Source organism: Lacipirellula limnantheis (genome assembly GCF_007746075.1).
Taxonomy (GTDB): domain Bacteria; phylum Planctomycetota; class Planctomycetia; order Pirellulales; family Lacipirellulaceae; genus Lacipirellula; species Lacipirellula limnantheis.
The window spans coordinates 1,634,057-1,655,427 of sequence record NZ_CP036339.1 but is presented as its reverse complement, the minus strand read 5'-3'; the positions used below and the strand labels follow the sequence as shown (position 1 = coordinate 1,655,427).

Here is a 21,371-nt window from a genome sequence, read left to right as displayed (position 1 = left end):
CATCGCGAATCGCGCCTCGCAGTTTCAACTCGTAACTCGTAACTCACCGCTCGCAGCCGGAATCAAATGCCATGAAAGCAAAACTCAAAGGCGCCAATGGATTCGTGCGATTCTTGCTCAACCACGGGGAGAAGGTCGGCATCGCTGCCATCCTCGCGGTGGCCGGCATGCTCATCTGGAGCTCGCTGGGGCGTCCTGTGGTCGACGACGCAAAGCAGCCGCCGGCGCTGACGGCTGAAGCCAATGCGGCGAAGACGAAGGTCGAGAACATGAGCTGGGAGACATTCGCTCCCCAAGATCGGACCGACTTCACCGAGTTCCGCTCGCGCTCCGGCGACGGCGTCACCGCGCCGGTTAAACCAGAGCAGTATCCCATCATCGAACACATCAATCCTTTGGTGATCCCCCCCGTGAAGCTCCGGGAGGATCCGGTGCTCGTCGCCGTTGAAGATCTGGAAGTCCGCCCCGGCGCTGGCCTGTGGATGAGCAGCAATCCCGAAGCTATCCGCGAGAACATGCGCGCCGCCGCCGTCAAAGCGGCCGAAGAACGGGCCAAGGCTGCCGAAGAAGCGGAGCGCATGGCCGAAGAAGGGGGCGAAGGGGGACGGGGACCAGGTCCGGGTCGCGGCATGGGCCCCGGCATGCGCGGCGGCTTCGGCGAAGGGGCCCGCGGCGGGATGGGTATGGGCGAAATGGGCGGCATGAAAACCAAGGACGGCGTCTTGGTCATCCCCCCGATGGGAGGCGCCCCGATGCAAGGCTTCGAAGAGATCGTCGAAACCTCCTGGGTCACCGTGCTCGCCAAGGTGCCGATCAAGCAACAGTTCCAGATGTATGAAGACGCCCTCGCGACGGCGCGCGGGTTCAATCCAGCGGCCGATGAGCCTCAGTACATCGGCTATGTGATTGAACGCGCGGAGGTCACCGACGAGGGGACGGGCAAATTTGCCTTACTGAAGAAGGTGATGCCGAAGGTGATCCTCGATCGCATGGCGACATGGCCGATTCAGACGCCCGATCTGGTCAATCCAAAGTACATTCATCCGCTGCTAACGTTCCCGCTGCCGCCAATGGTGATGCGCGAGTGGGGCGAAGAAGTGACCCATTCCGATCTACCGTTGCCAAAGCCGGAAGACCTCATGGGCGTCAATCCGCTGGAAGCCGATCCCAATGCCAAACCGCCCGCGACCGAAGAAGACGCCGATGACTTTGCCAGCGCGGCAAAGCGGCCGGAGAACGCTGGAATGATGGGTGGCTATGGCCGCGGCGGCGAAGGAATGGGCATGGGCCGGCCGGGTGAAATGCGAATGGGTGCGCCGGGCGGCTACGGCGGCTATGGCGGACGAGGCGGCGAAGGAATGGGCATGGGTCGATCCATGGGGATGGGAATGGGGCGCGGCGGCGAAGGTCGCGGCATGGGCATGGGTCCCGGCATGGGAGGCGGCGGTATGGCCGCCACGGAATTGCCCCCGTACGTTTGGGACCGCGCCACCAAGACGCTGCTCTTCCGGTTCTTTGACGACACCGTTGAACCGGGCCGTCGCTACCGTTACCGCGTCCAGTTGGTCGTCAAGGACGTCAACGTCGACCAGCCCGCCAAGTACCTCGATCCGAAAGTTTCCACGCGGCAGGCTAAAGAGAAGATTCGCTACCGCATGACCGACTGGAGCGAACCAAGCCCCGTCGCGGTCGTGCCGCGGCCGGGCCTCACCTTCGTCGCTCAGACCAAAGACCTCACCGGCCCCGAGCCCGAGGCGCGCCTCATCATCAAGTCGGTCGACAGCAATAACGCGGCCGAAATTGCAATGGACAGCTGGTACGTGCGCGGCAGCGTGCTCAACTTTGTCCAGAAGGCGAAGATCATCTGGTCGACGCTCTACAAGATCGATCCGGAGGAGCCGCAGGATTCGCCGCAGTTCAATTTCCTCACGGGGCTGACGCTCGTCGATCTGGACGGCGGCGAGCAGCTCGTGTCGAAGAATCGCAATCTCACGGCGCCGGCGCGAGCGCTCGTGATGGATTCATCGGGCCGCCTGATGATGCAGAACGAGCTCGCCCAAGGAAAAACGATTCGTGAGTACGATTTTATCATGAAGCAGGACGCCGAGGCCGAACGTCGGGCCCGGGAAATGGGTACAGAGCAGCGCGGTCCGGGCGGTCCGGGCGGTCGCGGCGGCGGGCGCGGCGGGGGCCGCGGCGGGTTTTAGACTCTTCCTGGGTCGCCCCGCCTCGCGCGGCCGACCTTTGCTAGCAAACGGCGGAAGCCGCGGGTTCATTTCCCGCGGCTTCTTTTTTTTTGCGCTCGCCGCGAGACTGGTCTTGACCTTGGCGGCGGCGGGAAGTATTTAACCCGCCGCTTTTCATCACACCCGACGCCTCGCTAGGAATACGCCTAGCGCGAGCTCGACGTCTGTCGGGCATGCGCGGACGAATGCCAGCCCAAGAACCACGCGAAACATGCCCAGTCACCTGAGCAACTTAATTGGCGTCGCATCCGGGGGAGCCGACGGCGCTCAAGCGTCGTCTCTCGTAAGGAGAACTGAGTTGAGACGGACCACGACTACCCGAGCTGCAGCGATTGCACTCGCCACGCTCGTTTGGCAGACGGCCGCCTTCGGCGTCGAAGGCCAGCCTCAAACGGGAACCACCGACCCGTTTGCCGGCAAAGCTTCGGCCCCTGCCAGCAGCAACCCCTTCCGCGCTGCGGCCAGCGCCCCTGCTGTACCAGACGGGACGCTCGCCGTGCCGGCGATCAAGTCGCCCTCGGCCGCGCCCGTGGCGGCGGCCGCCAAGGGCCAGTCCGATCAGCTGCTGCTCGACGCGCGCCGCGCGCTTTCGGTCGGCGACCTGCCGCGTGCTCAGCAGTTCCTGGGGAAGGCACAGGAGCTAAAAGTTCCGTACGATGGCCCCGGCGATTCGCCGCAGGCCGTCGCCGATTCAATTGCCGAGTATCAGGAGACGTCCGCTTTGCGGAACCTCAACGGCGGCGCCAACTGGCGCGTCGCCTACTCGAAGTTCCTCGTGAAGCAGGCCGACGCCTTGCTGTCGTGGAATGACCTCGACACCTCGGCCCGCGCCGCCAACGAGGCGGCCCAGCTCAATCCTCAATTCAGCGGCAATGGACTCACGCCGCAAGACGTGCTCCGCCGGATTGAACAGCGCCGCAAGTCGCCGGCCAGTCTGGCGGTCGCGCCGCCGCCGGCCGCGAGCGACGCCAAGGAGCAAACCTTGATACTGCTGAGCGACGCGCGGGCCTTGCTGGCCGCGGGCAAACTTGCCGAGGCCCAAACCCTGGCGGCCAAGGCGAGTGCGCTGAACGTCCCCGATTCGCAGTTCGGGCCCGACGAAGACCGCCCCTCACGCTTGGCGCTCGACCTGCAGCGCGTCGCGACGGCTGCTCCCAGTTCGACGCCAGCCGAAATTACGCTTCCCGCCACGGCAACGCCTGGCGAAGGAAACATGGTGCAAGCGGCTGCCGCGACGGAAACTGGCGCCGCCATGCAACTCGCCCAGGTCCCCGAGTTCACGCCCCTCCCGCTGCCGAGTGCCGCGGAAGCGACGCCCCTTCCCGGCGACCCGGCGCAAATGCTGGAAGCGGGCGAGCAGGCCCTGCGGGCGGGCGACCGCGAAGGCGCCCTGCAGTCCTTCAAGTCGGCTTATCAGCAGCGTGATCGGCTCGACGTCCTGAGCCAACAACGTCTGCAAGGGCACCTGCAAATGCTGCAGGCGAATGCCCCTAAGGAATCGATCCCAACCCCCGAAGGCGGCCTCATCGATTCCGCCGCCGAGGGACAGTCGGTGCTGGCCCGTCAGCTGTCGGCCGACGTGCTGAAACGTCAGTCGGAAGCCGAAAAGCTGCGCGAGACCGATCCGAAGCAGTCGCTCAAGCTGCTGGAGGAGTCGCGCGCACAAATTGAAGAGTCGCAGCTGTCGCAGGAGTTGAAGTCGCAACTGTTGCGTCGCGTGGAGCTCACCACCGCGGCGACCAACAAGTACATCGAAGACCACAAGTCGGAACTCGACCTGGAAGCGACGAACCGGGAGATTCTCAGCGAGATTGACCGCGAGCAGAAGCTGAAGCTTGAGATGCAACAGAAGATGGCCCAGATGGTCGACGAGTTCAACAAGCTGGTCGACGAGCATCGCTACGCTGAGGCCGAAGTTGTCGCGAACCGTCTCTACGAGATGGCGCCGGACGAGCTCGTCGCTCAGCAAGTGAACAAGCAAGCCAAGCTGATTCGCCGCGAGCGTTGGAATCAAGACATCATCGCCCAGTCGGAAAACGGCGTTGCCAACACGTTCTTGGACATTCGCCAAACCTCGGCCGAAGCGCTCGACAGCATCAACACCGACTTCGGCTACGGCGACAACTGGGCCGATCTCAAGAACCGCAAAGGCAGCAGCGACCTCGGCACGGCGCGCAATATCAAAGAATTGGAGATCGACCAGAAGCTCAAGACTCCGGTGCTGCCGAAGTACAACGAGACGCCGCTGAACAAGGTGGTCGAAGGCCTCTCGCAGCTGGCGGGCATCAACATCCATCTCGATCCCCGCGGTCTGAGCCAAGAGGGCGTGCAATACGACACGCCCGTCACGCTCAACCTGCCGCAGGAGATCTCACTGAAGAGTGCGCTGACGCTCATTCTGGAGCCGCTCCACCTGACCTACACAGTGAAGGACGAGGTGCTCAAGATCACGAGCGAGCAGATCCGCGACGGCGACCTGGTTCGCAAGGTCTACCCGGTCGGCGATCTGGTGATTCCGATCCCGAACTTCGTCCCGTCGAACAACATCGGCCTGCAAGGCTTGATTAACGACGCCTACGCGGCCATGGGCGCCTACGGGCCAGGCGGCGTCGGCGGTCCCGTGGCGATGATCGCCAACAACCGACCCGGCCAACAAGGCGTGGTTGGCGCCAGCGGGCCGATTCAAGCCAACATGGCTCCCCCGGTTGCCGGCGGAGGTGGCCCCACGTCGACGGCTGCCGGCGGTCCCGGCGGATTGGGCGGGGCCGCGATGGCCGACTTCGATTCGCTTATCGACCTGATCGTCTCGACCGTCGAGAACGAGAGCTGGATGGAAAACGGCACCGGCGAGGGCGAAATCCAGCCGTTCCCCACCAATCTCAGCCTCGTCATCAGCCAGACGCAACGCGTCCACGAACAGATCGCCGATCTGCTCGAACAGCTTCGCCGGCTGCAAGATTTGCAGGTGACGATTGAAGTTCGCTTTATTCGTCTCACCGACAGCTTCTTCGAACGGATCGGCGTCGACTTCGACTTCGACATTACCGATCGCACGGGTCTGAATCCGGCCCAGTTCATACCGGGTCAGCCGCCGCCAACCATCGGCGCCAGCGCGACGATCGGCTTGAATCAGGCGCCGAGCGAACAGCTCAACCCGAACTACACCGTCGACCTCGACCTGCCGTTCAGACAAGGAAGCTTCGAACTGGCGACGCCGCAGTTCGGTACGCCGGTCGACGTCGGCTCCTTCGGGTTCGCGATCCTGAGCGACATTGAAGCCTTCTTCGTCATCAACGCTTCGCAAGGCGATCGCCGGGCGAACGTGTTGCAGGCGCCGAAAGTGACGTTGTTCAACGGTCAGCTGGCCAACGTGGTGGACGCGGCGTTCCGACCGTTCGTGATCAGCGTCATCCCGGTCGTCGGCGAGTTCGCCGCCGCCCAGCAACCAGTCATCGTCGTCCTCTCGGAAGGCACGATGATGTCGGTGCAGGCCGTGGTCTCCGATGACCGGCGCTACGTCCGACTAACGCTCGTGCCGTTCTTCAGCCAGATTGGCGACGTTCAGACCTTCACGTTCGAGGGGTCGGAGTCGATCTCCACGTCGACTGCCAGCACAGACGACAACAACGGCGAGAGTACGTCGGAGGATGAGACGGAAGTGACGACCCGAAGCGGCACGACGGTGCAGTTGCCGACCTTCGAGGTGATCACGGTGAGCACCACCGTGAGCGTCCCCGACGGCGGCACGGTACTGCTGGGCGGCATCAAGCGGCTGGTCGAAGGCCGCAACGAGTTCGGCGTCCCGCTCCTGAGCAAGGTGCCGTACATCGATCGCCTCTTCCGCAACGTCGGCATCGGCCGCGAAACCGACAGCCTGATGATGATGGTCACGCCTCACATCATCATTCAGGAAGAAGAGGAAGACCGCCTCGGCGTTGCGACGGAAGAGTAAACGACCGTCGCAGCAGTCGATCGAATTCCCCAGTAATGCCCGCCGCCTTGCCGGGCCATGGATAATGATGCCATGGTTCGGCGAGGCGGCTCTTTTTTTGCGCCTGCGGGGGCATTAAGCCGACGGTCGCCGTGCGATAAGCTGGAGAGCCTGCACGATTGTCGTGCTGGGCGAAGCGAAGGTTCTAGAAGCTCGATAGATTCGTTAGATCCGTCGCTGCGATCGGGAACACGCTGCGCTTAGGATGACGATCCGCTAGACTGCTTGCCATTCAACCACCCCCAACAACTTTTCATGAACCCCAAGCTCATCGCCATTGTCGGCGCCCTGCTCGCTGCGGCCGGCGTCGGGCTCGGCGCCTTCGGCGCACATGGTCTCGAAAACTTTCTGCGCGAGATCGGCCGTGACGCCGATCTCGCCAAACGGCTTGCCTGGTTCGAGACCGGCGTCAAGTATCAGCTCTACCACGCCCTAGGACTGGTCGCCGTCGCCGCTCTCGCCGCGACGCTGCCAGGCAGCGGCTTCCGCGCCGCAACCATCGGCTTCGTCGTCGGCGTCGTGCTCTTCAGCGGATCGCTCTACGCCATGACCTTCCTCGGCGACGAATGGCGAAAGCTCGGCATGATCACGCCGCTCGGCGGACTGGCGTTCATCGTCGGCTGGATCGCCGTGGCCGTGGCCGCTTGGAAGAGCTGAATAAGGCACATAGAGAAACGTAAACACAGAGAGCACAGAGCACACAGAGGAAATACAAATCCAAAAACGCGTCTAGTCATCGAGACCTCGGTCCTTCAGTCGGGCGATCGGCTTGCTCTTTGTCCTCTTTGCTCTCTTTGTTGAAATTGAATCTTCGCACCTACAAAAACAAAGCCGAGACGCCGCCATCGCTGGCGAACATCTCGGCTTCGCGCAAGTCATCGGCCAAGCGGCCGCGGTTGGGATTCAAACTAAACGCACCCGCCGTTCAGCCCCCGGCTCCGCCGGGGGATAGCACAACGAGCAGCTTTGTCTACCGGACTGGACGCCGACCCCCCGGGCAGAGCCCGGGGCTAGACGGCCTGAAGGCATTCCAGTTCCTTCGCCAGCCGCTTCCGAGCGACGTGCAACCGCCGCTTGATCGTGCCAACCGGCGCCGCGAACTCATCGCTCATTTGCACCAGCGATTGCCCGTGGATGTAGAACGCGACCAGCGTGCTCCGATCGAGCGTCGCCAATCGATCGAGCCCTTCATTGAGCTGATCGATCCGCTCCCGATTGAGCATCGACGTCAGCGGCGCCTCTGCCTCGCCGTCGAACCCCTCCAACGAGTGGGGTTCTACCGAGGTCGCCGGCGGGCGACGCGCACTCCGGTTGATCGACTGCCGCACGGCGATCGACCGGATCCAGCCCGGAAACGCCGCCGGCTCCTGCAGTTGCTCCAGCTTCTCGAAGGCCTTGATGAAGACCTCCTGCGACGCTTCCTGAGCTTCCGCGTGGTTCCGCAGCCGCTGCCAGCAGACGGCTTGAACCATCCGCTCAAAGCGGTTGACGAGCGTTCCGAAAGCCTCGTTGTCGCCCTCTTGCGCGGCGAGCACGAGCTCGGCGGTGGTCGCTTCGGGCAATTCGAGGAAGGGCAATTCGAAGATGGGAGTTTCCAGTTCCATGGTTCTCTCGAGCTTTGGGCCTCAAAGCGCTGGACCATATAAAGTTGGGTCCAAGCGCGAGACCGGTGGCAGCTGAAGGTCGGAAACCGACGGCCAAACGCAGACAAACGCGCTGGGCTCGCCGACGGCCGGCGCCAGGTTCGGGAGAGATTCTCTAAGTAAGAATCGCGGCCCGAGTTATCTGGCGGCGAGGCAACACGGTGCGTGCTGCCCGGGGCGCTGCAGTGCTACTGCGTACAGCGCCCCGCCGGTAACGTGCGTCGTGACGCCCGTTACCGTCATGAGATGCCGTAGCGACTCGCGCATTGATAGCCAGAAGCGCGATTCGTAGCCTTTAGATGCGCACCACTTGGCAAACGAGGGGCGATCCGAGGCGCGACGAATCGTGGCGACGGCGCTCAGCTGAGCGTTTTGAATGCCAAGATTGCGATTGCGGCTTTGAATGGAACGCATCGTACCCTCGCTGCGCTGGTGCGCGGCTCGAGAGAAAGAAATTAAGTCGCCAGACCCAAGAGCGGTCATCGAACCGCTAGACCGGCGCCGCCGGCCTGTCAGACGCTCCTATGACTGTAGTTTCGGCGGCGAGGTTCGCCTAGGGAATTATTTTTTTCAAGAATCCCGCAATCACCGGCCAGCATATTCGTAACCCGTAGCATGACAACGAGTTACGAGGTCTACAAATTCACCAAAGTCTTCGCACCGCTGGCGGACAGTCGCTAATCGTGGGAATTTTTGGGCTGCCGCGGGTTGCTGAATCGCCCTTCCCGACCCGCGTGTTTTCCGATCTCCAAGCTTCATGGTAGCCTCTTGATTAATGCTTATGCGCCGCTCCAGGACCAACGCCATGAATCTCAGCCGCCACTTCCGCCATGCGGTGATGCTCATGTTCGGCCTCGCCTGCGGAACTCAGCCCGCCCATGGCTACAACTTGTTTGGCCCCTACCCGTGGGGCAACGAAGGGCTGACGTACTACAACAAATGGGGGGACATCTTCACTCCTGGCTCGAGCGGCGGCACGATTACCTGGAGCATTATGCCAGATGGGACGACGATCGATCCCGCGTTCAGCGACCCGAACATCACGGGAGTGAGCACGCTCAACGCCCTAATGACGAGCCTTGGTTATGACCAGGCGCTGGCAGCCATCGAACGCTCGCTCGCGCAATGGTCATCCGCCGCGAATATCTATTTCGTCCGGGTCCCCGACTCGGGCGTGCCGTTTCATTCGCCTGGCGCGACTCCCCCCGACACGGGTCAGATCCGCTTGGGGGCCTTTGCAATCAACGCCGGCATCGGGGCGGTCGGCTACGCGCCCCCTCCCAACGGCGGCACGCTCGAAGGCGACGTGCTGCTCAATTCCAACAGCACGTTTTTCTTTGACGATGGCGCCGAGGGCGAGCTGATCGACGTCTTCAACGACTTCGAAGGGTTGATTCTTCACGAGCTCGGACACGCCATGGGATTGGCCCATTCCGACGCCCAGTCGGTCATGTCCGTGAACTACGACATTTTTAAGTACGTCAATCGTATTCTCGATCCCGACGACGTCGCGGCGGTCCAGTTCCTCTACGGTCCCGCATTGCGGGCCGACTTTAACCATGACAACGTCGTCGACGACGACGATCTGGCCATTTGGAAGACCGGGTTCGGAACCACCCTCGCCGTCGACCCCATGACGGGCGACGCTGATGGCAACGGAGCAATTGACGGGGCCGATCTTCTCGTCTGGCAACGCGAGTCGTCCACGGGCGCAGGGACGTCAACGGCGGTTGCGACCGTCCCTGAGGGTTCAGCGCTGACGCTGGCGCTCGTCGCCGCGGGCGTCGCCGCCTATTGCCGCGGTCGACGCTGAGTTTAATGTTCAATAAACGTCCCGCACTTCGGGCACTTTGCGAACCACATTGGCACGGACTGTCCACACTGACAGCGGATGTTGTGCCGGACGACCGACGATCCCAAGTGGCTGCCGCTGGCGCTGGGCGTCGCCTCGTCGGGCATGCTGTCGAATACAGAAGAGTCCGTATTCAACGGCACGCGCCCCTTTTCCTCTCGGCATGCCTGGGTGTAAGCGTTTTGCACCTCGGGCGCCAAGACGTTGGGCACGCGCACCACGACTTGTCCTTCGCAATAGGGGCAAATCCCCTTCTTGCCAGCGTACTTGTCCTTGACGCTGAAATGATGCCCGTTGGGGCAGTGGACGGGGATTCCCATCGGAGCGTCTCCTGCGGAAAAGTGAAGCCTTAGCGCCGCGCGCCGGCAGACGCCGGCGGCATCACTCAACGCGACCGGTCAGCGGTCGCGCCCCTCGCTCCTCTTCCGCGCTCCGATTCTAACGCCCACTCGGCCCAGCGCCGCTGGCGGCCACCCACGTTTGAAAAGCTCTTCACAGCGTTCGAATCGTACCCGCAAACAGCAGTGAAGAAATCACCAGCGTCGACGGGCGCCCAATTCGTCGATAAGCGGTCGAGCCAGCTCGAAAGGTTGACTCGCTTCCTAGATTCTCAACCGCCCAGCGTTTGATGTCAAATCATCCCCCCAAACGGGGCATCTAGCAGCCGCCAAAGCGTTCACGATGGCTTCGTCGTGTTTGGCTGAAAGTCCACGCGAATGTCGTGGGGCTGATACGCCCCTTTCACCTGGATCGCCTTCCGCCCCTTCAGCTGCCCGGGCGAGGCGAGGAATTTCGGCTTTCCTTCGACGTAAACCACCAGGGGTTCGTTGACGTCCTTCTCGCTGGCGATGATGTCTCCCACCCGCAAATCGAGCATGTCGGCCGTGCTGATTCGCGTCGACGCGAGTTCGACCACGACTTCGACCGCGGCTTCGGCAATGCGCGAACCGATCCGTTGCATTGACTCCGCGCTCGCAGGCTTCTTTGCATAGCTGACCCAATTGTTCGAGCTCAGTTTGCCGCTGACGCGCTCGATCGAGTTGAACGGAATGCAGAGGTTCATCATCCCGCGCATTTCGCCGACGGTCAGTTCGAAGCTCACCAGGACGATCACTTCGTTCGCGGGGATGATCTGCACGAGTTGCGGATTGCTTTCCACCCGATCGACCGAAAGTTGCAGCGGCAGGACGTTCTCCCAGGCATTCTGCATCTCGTTGAGAAACAGATTGGTGATGCGCGAGACGAGTCGCAGCTCGATCTCGGTCAGCGGTCGTCGCGCCGGCGGGGTCGACGAGATGCTGCCGCCCAGCAGCCGGTCGATCATGGGGAACAGAATCGACGGGTTGATGTCGAGAATCAGCTGGCCTTCCAGCGGCGCCGCCGTGATCAGATTAAAGCAGGTCGGATTCTCGAGGCTGAAGACGAACTCGCTAAAAGTCAGTTGGTCGACGCTCGTGAGCTTCACTTCGACCATGGTTCGCAGCAGCGCCGAGAGAGCGGCGCCAAAATTCCGGCCGAACCCCTCGTGCATCGTCTGCAGCGAGCGCATCTGCTCCTTGCCGACGCGCTCGGGGCGCTTGAAGTCATAGACGCTCACCTTCTCGCGGGGGCGTGGCGGGGCCGCGGCGACGGGCGCAGCGCGAGGTTCCTCGCCGCCGTCGATGGCGTTCAGCAGGTTCTCGACTTCCGCCTGGCTTAAGACATCGCTCATCACGCACTCCGTTGCGTTTTTCTGACTTGAGCTGAACCGGTCATTCCGAGCCCTTCGCTCCGCTCAGGATGACAATTATGTTCTCACCTGCCCCGTGCCGTGAACCACGTATTTGTAGCTAGTCAGTTCATCGACGCCGCACGGCCCGCGGGCGTGAAACTTATCGGTGCTGATGCCAATTTCCGCCCCCAGCCCGAACTCGCCGCCGTCGTTGAACCGCGTGCTGGCGTTAATCATCACTGCCGCACTGTCGACCGCCGCCGCAAACCGCTCCGACGCCGCCAGATCGTTCGTCACGATCGCATCGGTGTGGTGCGACCCGTAGCGATTGATGTGGGCGATCGCCTCATCGAGCGAGCCAACGACGCAGGCCGAGATGATTGGCCCCAAAAACTCCGCCTTGTAGTCGGCCTCGGTCGCCGGCTTCGCGGCGTCGACCAGTTCGCACACCCGCTCGTCGCCGCGGATCTCGATCGAGTGCTGCGCCAGGTCAGCGGCAATCGTCGGCAGAAACTCCGCCGCGACGTCGCCGTGCACCAGCAACGATTCGGCCGTGTTGCAGACGCCCATCCGCTGGCATTTCGAGTTGACGATGATCGTGCGCGCCATCTCCAAATCGGCCGCCGCATCGACGTAGACGTGGCAATTGCCGTCGAAATGCTTGATGACCGGCATCTTCGCTTCGGCGGCGACGCGGCGAATCAGCCCCTCGCCGCCGCGTGGAATGGCGACGTCGATAAACTCCGGCATGCCGAGGAACTCGCCTACGGCCGCCCGGTCGGTTGTGCTCACCAATTGGACCGCATCAGCCGGCACGCCCGCTTCGCCCGCCGCGAGTTGCAGCAGCTCAACGATGGCGCGGCTGGAGTGAATCGCCTCTTTGCCGCCGCGCAGAATGACGGCGTTCCCCGCCTTCGCGCAAATCGCCGCCGCATCGGCCGTAACGTTGGGGCGCGACTCGTAGATGAAGAACACTACTCCCAGCGGCACGCGAATCTTGTCAATCCGCAATCCGTTGGGCCGCACCGTCGAGTCGATCACTCGACCGATCGGGTCGCGAATGTTGCTCACTTCGACAAGCGCCGCCGCAATTGCTTCGATGCGATCGCGGTTGAGCTTCAGCCGATCGATCTCGGCTGGCGTCAGCCCGTAGCCGGGCGCCGCCTTCAGGTCCTCGGCGTTCGCTTCCTCGATCGCTTTGACGTTCTGCCGCAGCAGTTCTGCCGAGCGGTGGAGCCACTTGATCTTTACGCCCGAATTGAGCGTCGCCATCTCGGCACTCGCCGCTTTGGCGCGCTGGGCTACGTCGCGGCAGTAGCCAGCGAGATTAGTTTGTTCGGCAGGGCGAGCGGCAACGGTCGACATGGCGGGCAGGGAAGCGTTGGAGGCGAAAATATTCCTCCGTAAGTATCGTTGGATAGGGAAGTTGGGTCAACGCGGATAATGACTGCGGGCGGCGCGTGTCCGCTCCGTTGTGTTCGTGGCCGCCGAGCAAATCGCCCAGTGGGAGGCGTAACCGACGCCGATTCCGCTCACCACTAAAAGCCCCGATGGCCGCTTCAAGCAGCATCGGGGGCGGAGACCCCTCCCACAGTTAATCCCTGGAGATCGTGGCGCCGTTTTAAGGCGCCAGCACGCGTTCGTGCCCGTCAATCCCGCCGCAAGCCTCAAACGCCAGCAGCGCCTCGCGAACCATCCGCACGTTGTGCACCCGAATCACCTGCACGCCCTGGCTGGCGAGCGCCAACGCCGAACCCGCCGTCGCCGCGTCGCGATCGGCCTCCTTGTCCCTCAGCAACTTGGCCAGGAAACCTTTCCGCGAATGCCCCACCAGCACGGGCGCCCCCAGTTCATGGAACCGCCCACAGTGGGCCATCAGGGTGATGTTGTGCTGGTGCGTCTTCCCGAAGCCGATCCCCGGATCGAGACAGATTCGCTCCCGCTCGATTCCCGCCGCCAGCAACGCGTCGCGCCGCTGCTTGAGGTACTCAAAGATTTCCTCGACGACGTTGCCGTAGCGAGGATCGTCCTGCATCGTCTGCGGCGTCCCCTGCATGTGCATCGCGCAGACGCCCGCCTTCGTTTCATGCGCGACGCCGATCATCGCGGGATCTCCTGCGAGTCCCGTCACATCGTTGATCAATTCCGCCCCCGCCGCCAGCGCCGCGCGAGCCACCGCTGCTTTGCTCGTGTCGATCGAAATCGGGATACTAACTTCGCGGGCCAACTGCGCGATCACTGGCACGACGCGCCGCAGCTCTTCCTCGGTTGCCACCACGTCGGCGTAGGGCCGCGTGCTCTCGCCGCCGATATCGAGCAAGTCTGCTCCCTCGGCCGCCAGTTTCCTCCCCTGATCCACCGCTGCCTCGGCGGCCAGAAATCGCCCCCCATCGGAAAAACTGTCGGGCGTGACGTTGATCACCCCCATCAGCAGCGGCCGGCGTCCGAATTGAAGCGTGCGGGTGCGCAACTGCCAATTGGACGCTCGCTGCGGATATCGGAAGTTCAGGGATCGGTCGGTTGGAGGAGGGGAACTCATGCACCGAGCGTAACAAGCAACGCTCGTTCGTTCCACCGACTGCGCCACCCAAACAGGTTCGCCGGCAAGCTGCGGCTACCAGGGCTCTTCCATCGTGGCGACGATCTGCTCCGCCAGCCGTTGGATCGCCTGCTGTTGAGCGCTGGCGTCGGATTGCCCCGGCTCGGGCAGCATCGTCCCTGTCTGCGTCATCGGAATGAAATCGGCCGCCAGCGGAATCGCATTCACCGGCGCCAGCGGCTGACGACGGCGATTGAGCCATGTCACCTGAGCGGTGAGGTTATACTCCAGCGCACGGGGGTCGTCGTTCTGATTCTCGAATTCCAGCAGCTTGCGTTCGCCCATCAAACGAGCGGAGAGAATACTGTCGGCGTCAGGGGTCCCGACCACCTTGTACGGCGTCTTCAGTTCGATTTCCTTGATCACCGCTTCGGTGAGCCGCTCGCCCAGATCGCGGCGGAAGCTGTCTGATTCGATCATCGGAACGTAAACAGTCGCGACGTCGGGGGCGTAGAGCGTCTCGCTGCCAACGCGGTAAGCCGCGCAGCCCGGCGCGACGAGACACACCAGCGCGAGCAGCCAAACTGCACTAGCGGCGGATGGTCGGATCATTCGATCCATCCCCCGGTTGGCTTGCCGGCTGCTGGCCAGTAGCTGTCATGATTCCCGAACGGACTGGTCCCGACGGCGAAGCCGGCGTCGCCTTCGGCTCGATCAGCGGCACCTGCGCGATCGCCGCCCGCTCGGCGTTCTCCGGCAAGAGTTTCAGCACGGGCTCGATCATCGACGTGGGCCGGTCAGGCTCGCCGCCGATCTCAGCCAGTCGAATCTTCGACTGGTCGGCGAGCGGCGTCTGCGGGTATTCCTTCATCACGCGGGCGTAATAGAGGCGAGCCGAGCCGTACTCTTCGATGCCGTCGAAGTGTTGGGCCATCTGGAAGTCGCGCGTGGCGATTTCCTTTTTCAACATCCCGTCGACTTCCGCGAGTCGCTGCCGCTGGTCGTCGTCGAGTTGGCCGTTGAATTGCACCTTGAGCTGCTTCACCAGGACCTGCGCCTCTTCCAACGGCGTGCCGTCGTAACTCGGCCCCTGATATTTGCGGAGCTTGCACTGCAAACCAAGGATATGCGCATCGTACTGATGATCGCTGCGCGGGTACTCCTTCCGCAGCAGCTCGTATTGCATGTCGGCGTCGCCGTATCGCCCACGCAGAAAATACGAATTGCCCATCGCCATGATCGCGTCGTCGGCGAGCGGGCCGGTCGGATCGTTGAGGCGAATGTTCTCATAGTTCTTCATCGAGCGACCAATGGTGTCGAACAGCGGTCGGGTGCGATCGATGAAGTTTGGCGTCGTCAGCCAATTAGGATTGTAGTTGTGATACTGCTCCCAGTAACGAGCGATGGAGAACTGGCGCGTGATCACCTTGTCGAGATGCGGCGAATTCGGATACTTGCGGATCAGCGCCTCATACGCGTTGCTCGACTTCGAGTAGTTAGCGGCGTAGAAGAGCGCTTCGGCCTGCTTGAACATTGCGTCTTGTTCGAGTTGCGAGTCAGGCCAAGCCTTGAACGCCTTTTTGTACAGTTTCGCCGCGTCGCCATATTCCTCGCGGCGGAAGAGCGTCTCCGCCTCGTCAAAATCCTTCTGCGCCTGCGCTTGATCGGGCCCCAGCCCGACCTGCTCTTTCAGGCCGCTAACCCGTTCCTTGAAACTGGTATCGCCGAGCAGACCGCCGCCGTCATCTGCCTTCGTGACGACCTTTTGCACTTTGGCGTTGATCGGACGCCCCTGGTCGTCGAAGTATCCCTCGACGCCCGCCACCTGGTGGCCTTTGCCCGGCTCAAACACGGCTTTCTTCTTGTGGGCCTTCCACCAGTCGGCTGTCCCGACCGGCGCGTTCGGATCGCCGGACCACGGCGCCCGCGGCGCCGGCAGGTGGAGGGCCGCGCAGCCGCCGACCGTGAGCAGCGCGACGGCTGTGAACGCCGAAAGCAACGGTCTGGTGCTAGGCATGGGCAATATTGGTGCAGACGAGGTTCGACCCGCCCCCGACGATGCGCGCGACCGCCCGGGAAATTGGCCGCGGGACAGTACGGCGCCACGGCGACGCGGGTCAAGGTCAGAACGATGATCGCAACATTGGCCGCGCAGGCGGCGCGGCCGACGCTAGCAACATCAACGTATTACGGCGGCCTCTGCAAGGGCTCCGGCGGCTCAAGCGCTCTCGCGCTGGCCGCTCGTCAACCGTTCGACGCGCACCCGATCAATCCGGCGGCGCGTTGCCTCGAGCACGACAATCCGCACCTTGTCCTGCCAGACAATCTCTTCGCCCGTCTGCGGAATCCGCCCCATTTCCGAGAACACCAAGCCGCCGATCGTGTCGTAATCGCCGTCTTCCGGGAGTTCTAGGTTCATCTCCTCGTTGATCTCGTCGATGTGGGTCCGGCCAAGGGCCTCCACCGTGTCCTGATCGATCCGGCGAATCTCCTCCACCGACTCGGGATCGTACTCGTCGTCGATCTCGCCGACGATTTCTTCCAGTACGTCCTCGATGGTGACGAGCCCGGAGACGCCGCCATACTCATCGAGCACGATGGCGATGTGCGTGCGCAACTGCTGGAACATCTGCAACAGATCGTTCACCGCCTTGGTTTCGGGCACAAACAGCGGCTTGCGCACCAGATCGCGGATGGGCGTGCGTGAGGCGGCGTCGCCCGTGGCAAGTTCCGGCAGCAGATCCTTGCTGTAGAGCAGCCCCACGATATCGTCGCGCGTCTTGTCGTACACGGGGATGCGCGTGTGCCCCGACTCAATCACCTCGGACAGCAGTTCGTCCCACGGCAAATCGGCCTGCACCATGTTCATGTCGGTGCGCGGCGTCATGATCTGCGAGACGTAGGCGTCGCCCAGGTCGATCACCCCTTCGATCATTTCGCGCGCCTCGTCCTCCAGCAGGCCGCCGCGGTGCCCCTCGCTCACAATCGTGCGAATTTCCTCTTCGATCGCTTGCTCGTCGACTTTCTGCGGCTCGCGACCGACGATGCGATGGAGCACCGCATCGAATGCCTGCGCCCCCCACACCAATGGCAGGGTCAGCGCCGATAGGGCCCGCCACATCGGCCAGGTGCGAAAGAGAAATCCCTCGCCGAATAGCCGTGCTCCCGCCCAAGGCGCCCAAGTTCGCACGGTGACAAAGACTAGTCCAAGCAGGAGGGAGGTAAGAAGCAATTTGCCAATCGACGCGGTTAAGGAGAAATCCCAATGCTCTGCCGCCCACGCCGCCCCGGTGATGATGCCGAGGACCCCCGTGAAGGCTGACAACATTTCGACGCCGAGCGCCACCTCGTCGTGATTTCGCAGGATCTCGCCGAAACGCTCCGGTTTGCCGCGGCGCGTGCAAACCTCGGCCAGATCGTGGCGCGAGAATTCACGCAGCGCTCGCACCCCAAGGTTGACGATCGCCGTTGCCGCGAGGGCTCCCATGCTGATCGCTAGCAGCAAGTCCGCAGTCACGACAGCGGCCCCTCCTGCACGTCCGCGCCGTCGAACGACCAGCGACCATCGGTCGGCGAACGCCTCACCCCAAGCCGATCGAGGACTGCCGCCTCGGCCGCCCTCATTTCGGCGCAGTCCTCGGGCGACTTGTCGAGATAGCCCGCCAGGTGCAGGGCGCCGTGAATGACGTACAAAAGCAGTTCGTCGGCCGCGGTCCAGCCCGCCTCCTCGGCATTCTGTCTCGCCGTGTCGACGCTGACGACGATCTCGCCTTCTAACCGCGGCGGGTCGTCCTCCAGCGTGAAGCTCAGAACGTCTGTCGGGTAATCGTGCGCCAGGAATTGCCGATTGAGCTCGTGGATCGCGTCGTCGTCGACGATCGCGACGCTAACGCTTGCTTCGTCGTAAGCCGAGTCGGCCAGCGCCCAGCGGATCGCCCGTTCGATTTGCTCGGCGTCGACGGGCGTCGCCGTCTGGTTGGTGAGCGAGATCTGATGCCGACGTACAGGAGGTTCCTGATCGTCGGCGGTGGCTTCATGCGGGCGGAAAGGGTTCATGCGGCGCGTGACGACTGCAACTTAGGCAGTTTCCTGGTCGGGATACTTCACTCGACCGTGATACACGGCGGTCAGTGATTTTACCAAGCTCTCGCCAATTTTGCGGATATCTTCGAGCGTCAACCCGCTTTCGTCAAACTGCCCGTCGAGCAGCCGTTTCATCGAGATTTCGTGCACGAGGTTCTCGATTCGCGACGCCGTCGGCTCTTTCAGCACGCGGCTAGCACTTTCCACGGCGTCCGCCAGCATCAAAACCCCCGCCTCGCGCGTTTGCGGCTTCGGTCCGGGGTAACGGAACGAACTTTCGTCCAGCGCGCCCCCCTCGGGGTTTTCCTGCACCTTCTTCTGATTCGCTTGCCGGTAAAAGTACTCGACCAGCGTCGTCCCGTGGTGCTGCTGAATGAAGTCGATAATCGAATCGGGCAGCCGATTCTGGCGAGCCAAGTCGGCGCCATCCTTGACGTGAGCAATAATCACCAACGTGCTCATTGCGGGGACAAGCGAGTCGTGGCGGTTGTCCCCCTTGGTTTGATTCTCGATGAAATACTGCGGCTTGAGCATCTTGCCGATGTCGTGGAAGTAAGCTCCGACCCGCACCAGCAAGCCGCGAGCGCCGATCGATTCCGCCGCCGCCTCGGCGAGCGACGCAACGGTGATCGAATGGTTGTACGTTCCTGGCGCCCGCCGGATCAGCTCCTGCAATAACGGATGTGCCGGGTCGCCTAGCTCGATCAGGCTGAGGTCTGTCTCGACGCCAAACAATTTCTCAACGGTCGGCAGCAAAACCGTCATCAACGAACCGGCGATAATCGACCAGAGCGCGACGGTAAAGCCGTCAGTCAGCAGCGAGGTCCAAGAGCGCTCGTCGAGAATGCCGACGCCAAGCGTCGTGAAAAAGCCAACTGCCGCCGCCGCAAACCCCACGACCAGCAGCCGGCTGCGCGTCCGCACTTGCCGCAGCACCAGGACGGCGCCCGCTACCGTCGCGGCGAGCGCCAGCGCCTCGGTGAAGCCATGTCCAATGGCGACGACGACCACCAGCGTCGTGCACAGCGACAGCAATAGCGCCAGTTCCTGGTGGTAGGCAATGGCGATCACCATGCCGAACAGCAGCAACGGAATAACGTCGGCGCCCCACGCGTACTGACTCAACACCTTTGCCACGGCTACGCAGACGACGAACAGGCCAAGCAGCGCCGCGAGCCGCAGCAGCTCGTCGACCACGCGGCGGTCACGGCGATAAAGATAGAAGCCCGCCAGCGTATAGAGCGCCACAAACATCCCCAGCATCGCCGCCGAGCGATGCAACCGCTCGCTCGCCGTCCGGTCGGCCAGGTCGGCCTCGTGCTCCAGCCGGAGCAACTTGAGCGAATCCTCATTCAGCGGCTTTCCCGCTTCGGCGAGCATGTCCTTGCCTTGGACGAACGGCTTGGTGACTTCCGCCACCTCGGCCGCAGCCTTTTCTTGCGACGCTTGGGTCGCCTTCGCATCGAGCGTCAAGGTCTCGGGGAGCTTCGGCTCCAGCCAGGCAAACGCCCGCTCGGCGACCTCGACGGACGGCAGCTTCTCCTTGAGAGCTTGCTGTAGCTTCGGCGCGGCCTGTTTGACCCGCACATCGGCTACCGGGACTTGCGCGCCAAACGCTTCGGCCCCCTTGGAGCGGACCAGAATCTTCTCCGTGTTTGCCTGAGCGCTCTCGGGCAGTTCCTTGAGCAGGCCGCGTTGCTCAAACGGCGTCATCACTTCTTCAAGCGCGTCCGCGAATTTCGAGAGCGCCTGCTCTTCCGCAAACGCCTGACGAAATCGCTCGAATTGTTCCTTTTGTTCTTCCGGAGTCGGGTCGGGCGTCCCGGCCGCGAGCGGGGGCTGGAATCGCTTCCAAACCTCAGGGTCGACTTCTTCCAAGGTCTTCGCCTGCAACACCTTGCTGATCTCGTCGACTAATTGCCCGCGGAGTTGAGCAAGCGGCTCGGGATTCTGATCGTACTCAGCAATGGCAAACCGCCGCGCTTCGTCGCGCGCCTTATTGGTCGCTGCGGGGTCGGGCTGCTCAAAATCAACGCGGGCAATGACGTTGCGATGCGGCACTTCGCCCAGTCGATGGCTGAACGGCGGGTCCCACGCCTTTGTGAACGCCCACAAGAAAATGGCCGCCGCGGCGCACATCGCGAGGCGCAGCAGCACCGACCCGCGCTGCACGTTCGTCCAGAGCGTCTTCCACATGCCCGGAGGCAGCTCGACCGCCGCCACCCGTTGCTGACGCGTTCGCCTTGGAGGGACCATCGACATAAGCGCAAAAGATCAACGCTCGGCTCGACTAGAGCCGCGGGCGATTAACCGTTCGGTCCCTCCTCGTACGCGCGGACGATGTCCTGCACCAGACGATGCCGCACGATGTCCGAACCGGTCAGACGCACCGAAGCAACTCCGCCCACGCCCTGGAGGCGATGCAGCGCGTCGACCAACCCGCTGCGCGCGTGGTGGGGCAAGTCGACCTGCGACGTATCCCCCGAGACGACCATCTTCGATCCCTCGCCCAACCGCGTCAGGAACATCTTCATCTGGCCGACTGTCGTATTCTGCGCCTCGTCCATGATGATGAACGCATTGTTCAGCGTGCGGCCGCGCATGTAAGCGAGCGGCGCCACCTCGATGACGTCATCTTCCATATAGCGACGGACCTGCTCGTGATCGATCATCTCCCGCAGCGCATCTTGCAGCGGCCGCAGGTAGGGATTGATCTTGGCCTGCATATCGCCAGGTAAAAAGCCGAGGCTCTCCCCGGCCTCTACCGCGGGGCGAACCAACACAATCTTCCGGATCGACTGATCGCGCAGCGCCTCCACGGCCGTGGCGACGGCGAGATACGTCTTGCCGGTGCCGGCTGGTCCCACGCAAATGACAAGGTCGTGCGACCGAATCGCCTTGACGTACTCGCCCTGCCCCGGCGTGCGCGGGCGGATCTTTCGTCCAGCGCGGATATCGATCGGCGGTGCATTCGGCGAGACTTCCGACCCGTTGCCCGTGATGCGGTGGACAATCTGCGCCACCTGCTCCGAGTCGAGCGCCCCTTGCTTGGCGATTGCGGCCCGCAATTCCTCCAAGACGGACGTCGCTTGAATGACGGCTCCCTCGTCTCCCTGAACCACGACTTTGCCGTCGCGAGTCGAGATCTTCGCCGGAATCATCCCGCGGATTTGTCTGAGGTGCTGATCCTTGGCGCCCAGCAGCAAGACAAGGTCTTCGGCGCTTCCTACCGAAATCGATGCTTCAATCATGCAGAGACGCGACGGCGCGCTGGCAGTCGCAAAATGCCCTGAGGTGTACGTGGCC

The 21,371-nt window shown here is 62.8% G+C and carries 16 protein-coding genes; 4 read left to right on the top strand and 12 right to left on the bottom strand.

Features of this window, described 5'->3' with window-relative positions; genetic code table 11:
* Nucleotides 1-71: 71 nt before the first annotated feature.
* From I41_RS06345 to I41_RS06335, 3 genes are all read left to right on the top strand, one after another.
* Nucleotides 72-2,207 carry a hypothetical protein gene (locus I41_RS06345; RefSeq protein WP_145431747.1) on the top strand — a complete coding sequence of 712 codons (2,136 nt, stop codon included), beginning with the start codon at nucleotides 72-74 and terminating at the stop codon, nucleotides 2,205-2,207.
* Between the two features lie 337 nt (nucleotides 2,208-2,544).
* Entirely contained in the window at nucleotides 2,545-6,198 is a 3,654-nt protein-coding gene (locus I41_RS06340) for a general secretion pathway protein GspD (RefSeq protein WP_168206733.1), read from the top strand.
* Between the two features lie 294 nt (nucleotides 6,199-6,492).
* Nucleotides 6,493-6,894, top strand: coding sequence for a DUF423 domain-containing protein (locus I41_RS06335; RefSeq protein WP_145431745.1), 402 nt, complete (start codon nucleotides 6,493-6,495; stop codon nucleotides 6,892-6,894).
* A gap of 353 nt (nucleotides 6,895-7,247) precedes the next feature.
* Here I41_RS06335 and I41_RS06330 read toward each other — a convergent pair whose 3' ends face one another.
* Nucleotides 7,248-7,841 carry an RNA polymerase sigma factor gene (locus I41_RS06330; protein ID WP_145431744.1) on the bottom strand — a complete coding sequence of 198 codons (594 nt, stop codon included), beginning with the start codon at nucleotides 7,839-7,841 and terminating at the stop codon, nucleotides 7,248-7,250.
* Between the two features lie 177 nt (nucleotides 7,842-8,018).
* Nucleotides 8,019-8,294, bottom strand: a complete 276-nt coding sequence (locus I41_RS06325; RefSeq protein ID WP_145431743.1) for a hypothetical protein — start codon at nucleotides 8,292-8,294, stop codon at nucleotides 8,019-8,021.
* Nucleotides 8,295-8,685: 391 nt separating this feature from the next.
* On the opposite strand from I41_RS06325, the gene I41_RS06320 reads away from it, so the two are divergent.
* The gene (locus I41_RS06320; protein ID WP_168206732.1) at nucleotides 8,686-9,693 is read left to right on the top strand and encodes a matrixin family metalloprotease; all 1,008 of its coding nucleotides are present in this window, start codon (nucleotides 8,686-8,688) and stop codon (nucleotides 9,691-9,693) included.
* A 2-nt stretch (nucleotides 9,694-9,695) separates the two neighbouring features.
* Here I41_RS06320 and I41_RS06315 read toward each other — a convergent pair whose 3' ends face one another.
* The 10 genes from I41_RS06315 to I41_RS06270 all read right to left on the bottom strand — a co-directional run bounded on the left by I41_RS06315 (nucleotide 9,696) and on the right by I41_RS06270 (nucleotide 21,316).
* Complete coding sequence (locus I41_RS06315; protein ID WP_145431741.1) at nucleotides 9,696-10,052, bottom strand: hypothetical protein; 357 nt, start codon at nucleotides 10,050-10,052, stop codon at nucleotides 9,696-9,698.
* A 356-nt stretch (nucleotides 10,053-10,408) separates the two neighbouring features.
* Nucleotides 10,409-11,443 carry a flagellar motor switch protein FliM gene (gene fliM, locus I41_RS06310; protein WP_145431740.1) on the bottom strand — a complete coding sequence of 345 codons (1,035 nt, stop codon included), beginning with the start codon at nucleotides 11,441-11,443 and terminating at the stop codon, nucleotides 10,409-10,411.
* 75 nt (nucleotides 11,444-11,518) lie between these two features.
* Entirely contained in the window at nucleotides 11,519-12,808 is a 1,290-nt protein-coding gene (locus I41_RS06305; RefSeq protein ID WP_145431739.1) for a glutamate-5-semialdehyde dehydrogenase, read from the bottom strand.
* Between the two features lie 256 nt (nucleotides 12,809-13,064).
* Nucleotides 13,065-13,982 carry a dihydropteroate synthase gene (folP, locus tag I41_RS06300; protein ID WP_246133820.1) on the bottom strand — a complete coding sequence of 306 codons (918 nt, stop codon included), beginning with the start codon at nucleotides 13,980-13,982 and terminating at the stop codon, nucleotides 13,065-13,067.
* 75 nt (nucleotides 13,983-14,057) lie between these two features.
* A complete protein-coding gene (locus tag I41_RS06295; protein ID WP_168206731.1) occupies nucleotides 14,058-14,594 on the bottom strand; it encodes an LptE family protein in 537 nt (178 codons plus the stop codon).
* On the bottom strand, nucleotides 14,572-15,999 hold the full coding sequence (locus I41_RS06290) for a tetratricopeptide repeat protein (RefSeq protein ID WP_145431737.1): 1,428 nt from the start codon (nucleotides 15,997-15,999) through the stop codon (nucleotides 14,572-14,574). The genes I41_RS06295 and I41_RS06290 overlap by 23 nt, the downstream gene beginning before the upstream one ends.
* Nucleotides 16,000-16,200: 201 nt before the next feature.
* Nucleotides 16,201-17,499 (bottom strand): transporter associated domain-containing protein, encoded by a 1,299-nt coding sequence (locus I41_RS06285; protein WP_145431736.1) that lies wholly within the window; start codon nucleotides 17,497-17,499, stop codon nucleotides 16,201-16,203.
* Nucleotides 17,496-18,038 carry an rRNA maturation RNase YbeY gene (gene ybeY / locus I41_RS06280; protein ID WP_145431735.1) on the bottom strand — a complete coding sequence of 181 codons (543 nt, stop codon included), beginning with the start codon at nucleotides 18,036-18,038 and terminating at the stop codon, nucleotides 17,496-17,498. The genes I41_RS06285 and ybeY overlap by 4 nt, the downstream gene beginning before the upstream one ends.
* Before the next feature lie 21 nt (nucleotides 18,039-18,059).
* Complete coding sequence (locus I41_RS06275; protein WP_168206730.1) at nucleotides 18,060-20,321, bottom strand: HD family phosphohydrolase; 2,262 nt, start codon at nucleotides 20,319-20,321, stop codon at nucleotides 18,060-18,062.
* A gap of 50 nt (nucleotides 20,322-20,371) precedes the next feature.
* Nucleotides 20,372-21,316: a PhoH family protein gene (locus tag I41_RS06270; RefSeq protein ID WP_145431733.1), complete on the bottom strand. Its 945-nt coding sequence runs from the start codon at nucleotides 21,314-21,316 to the stop codon at nucleotides 20,372-20,374.
* Nucleotides 21,317-21,371: the final 55 nt, after the last annotated feature.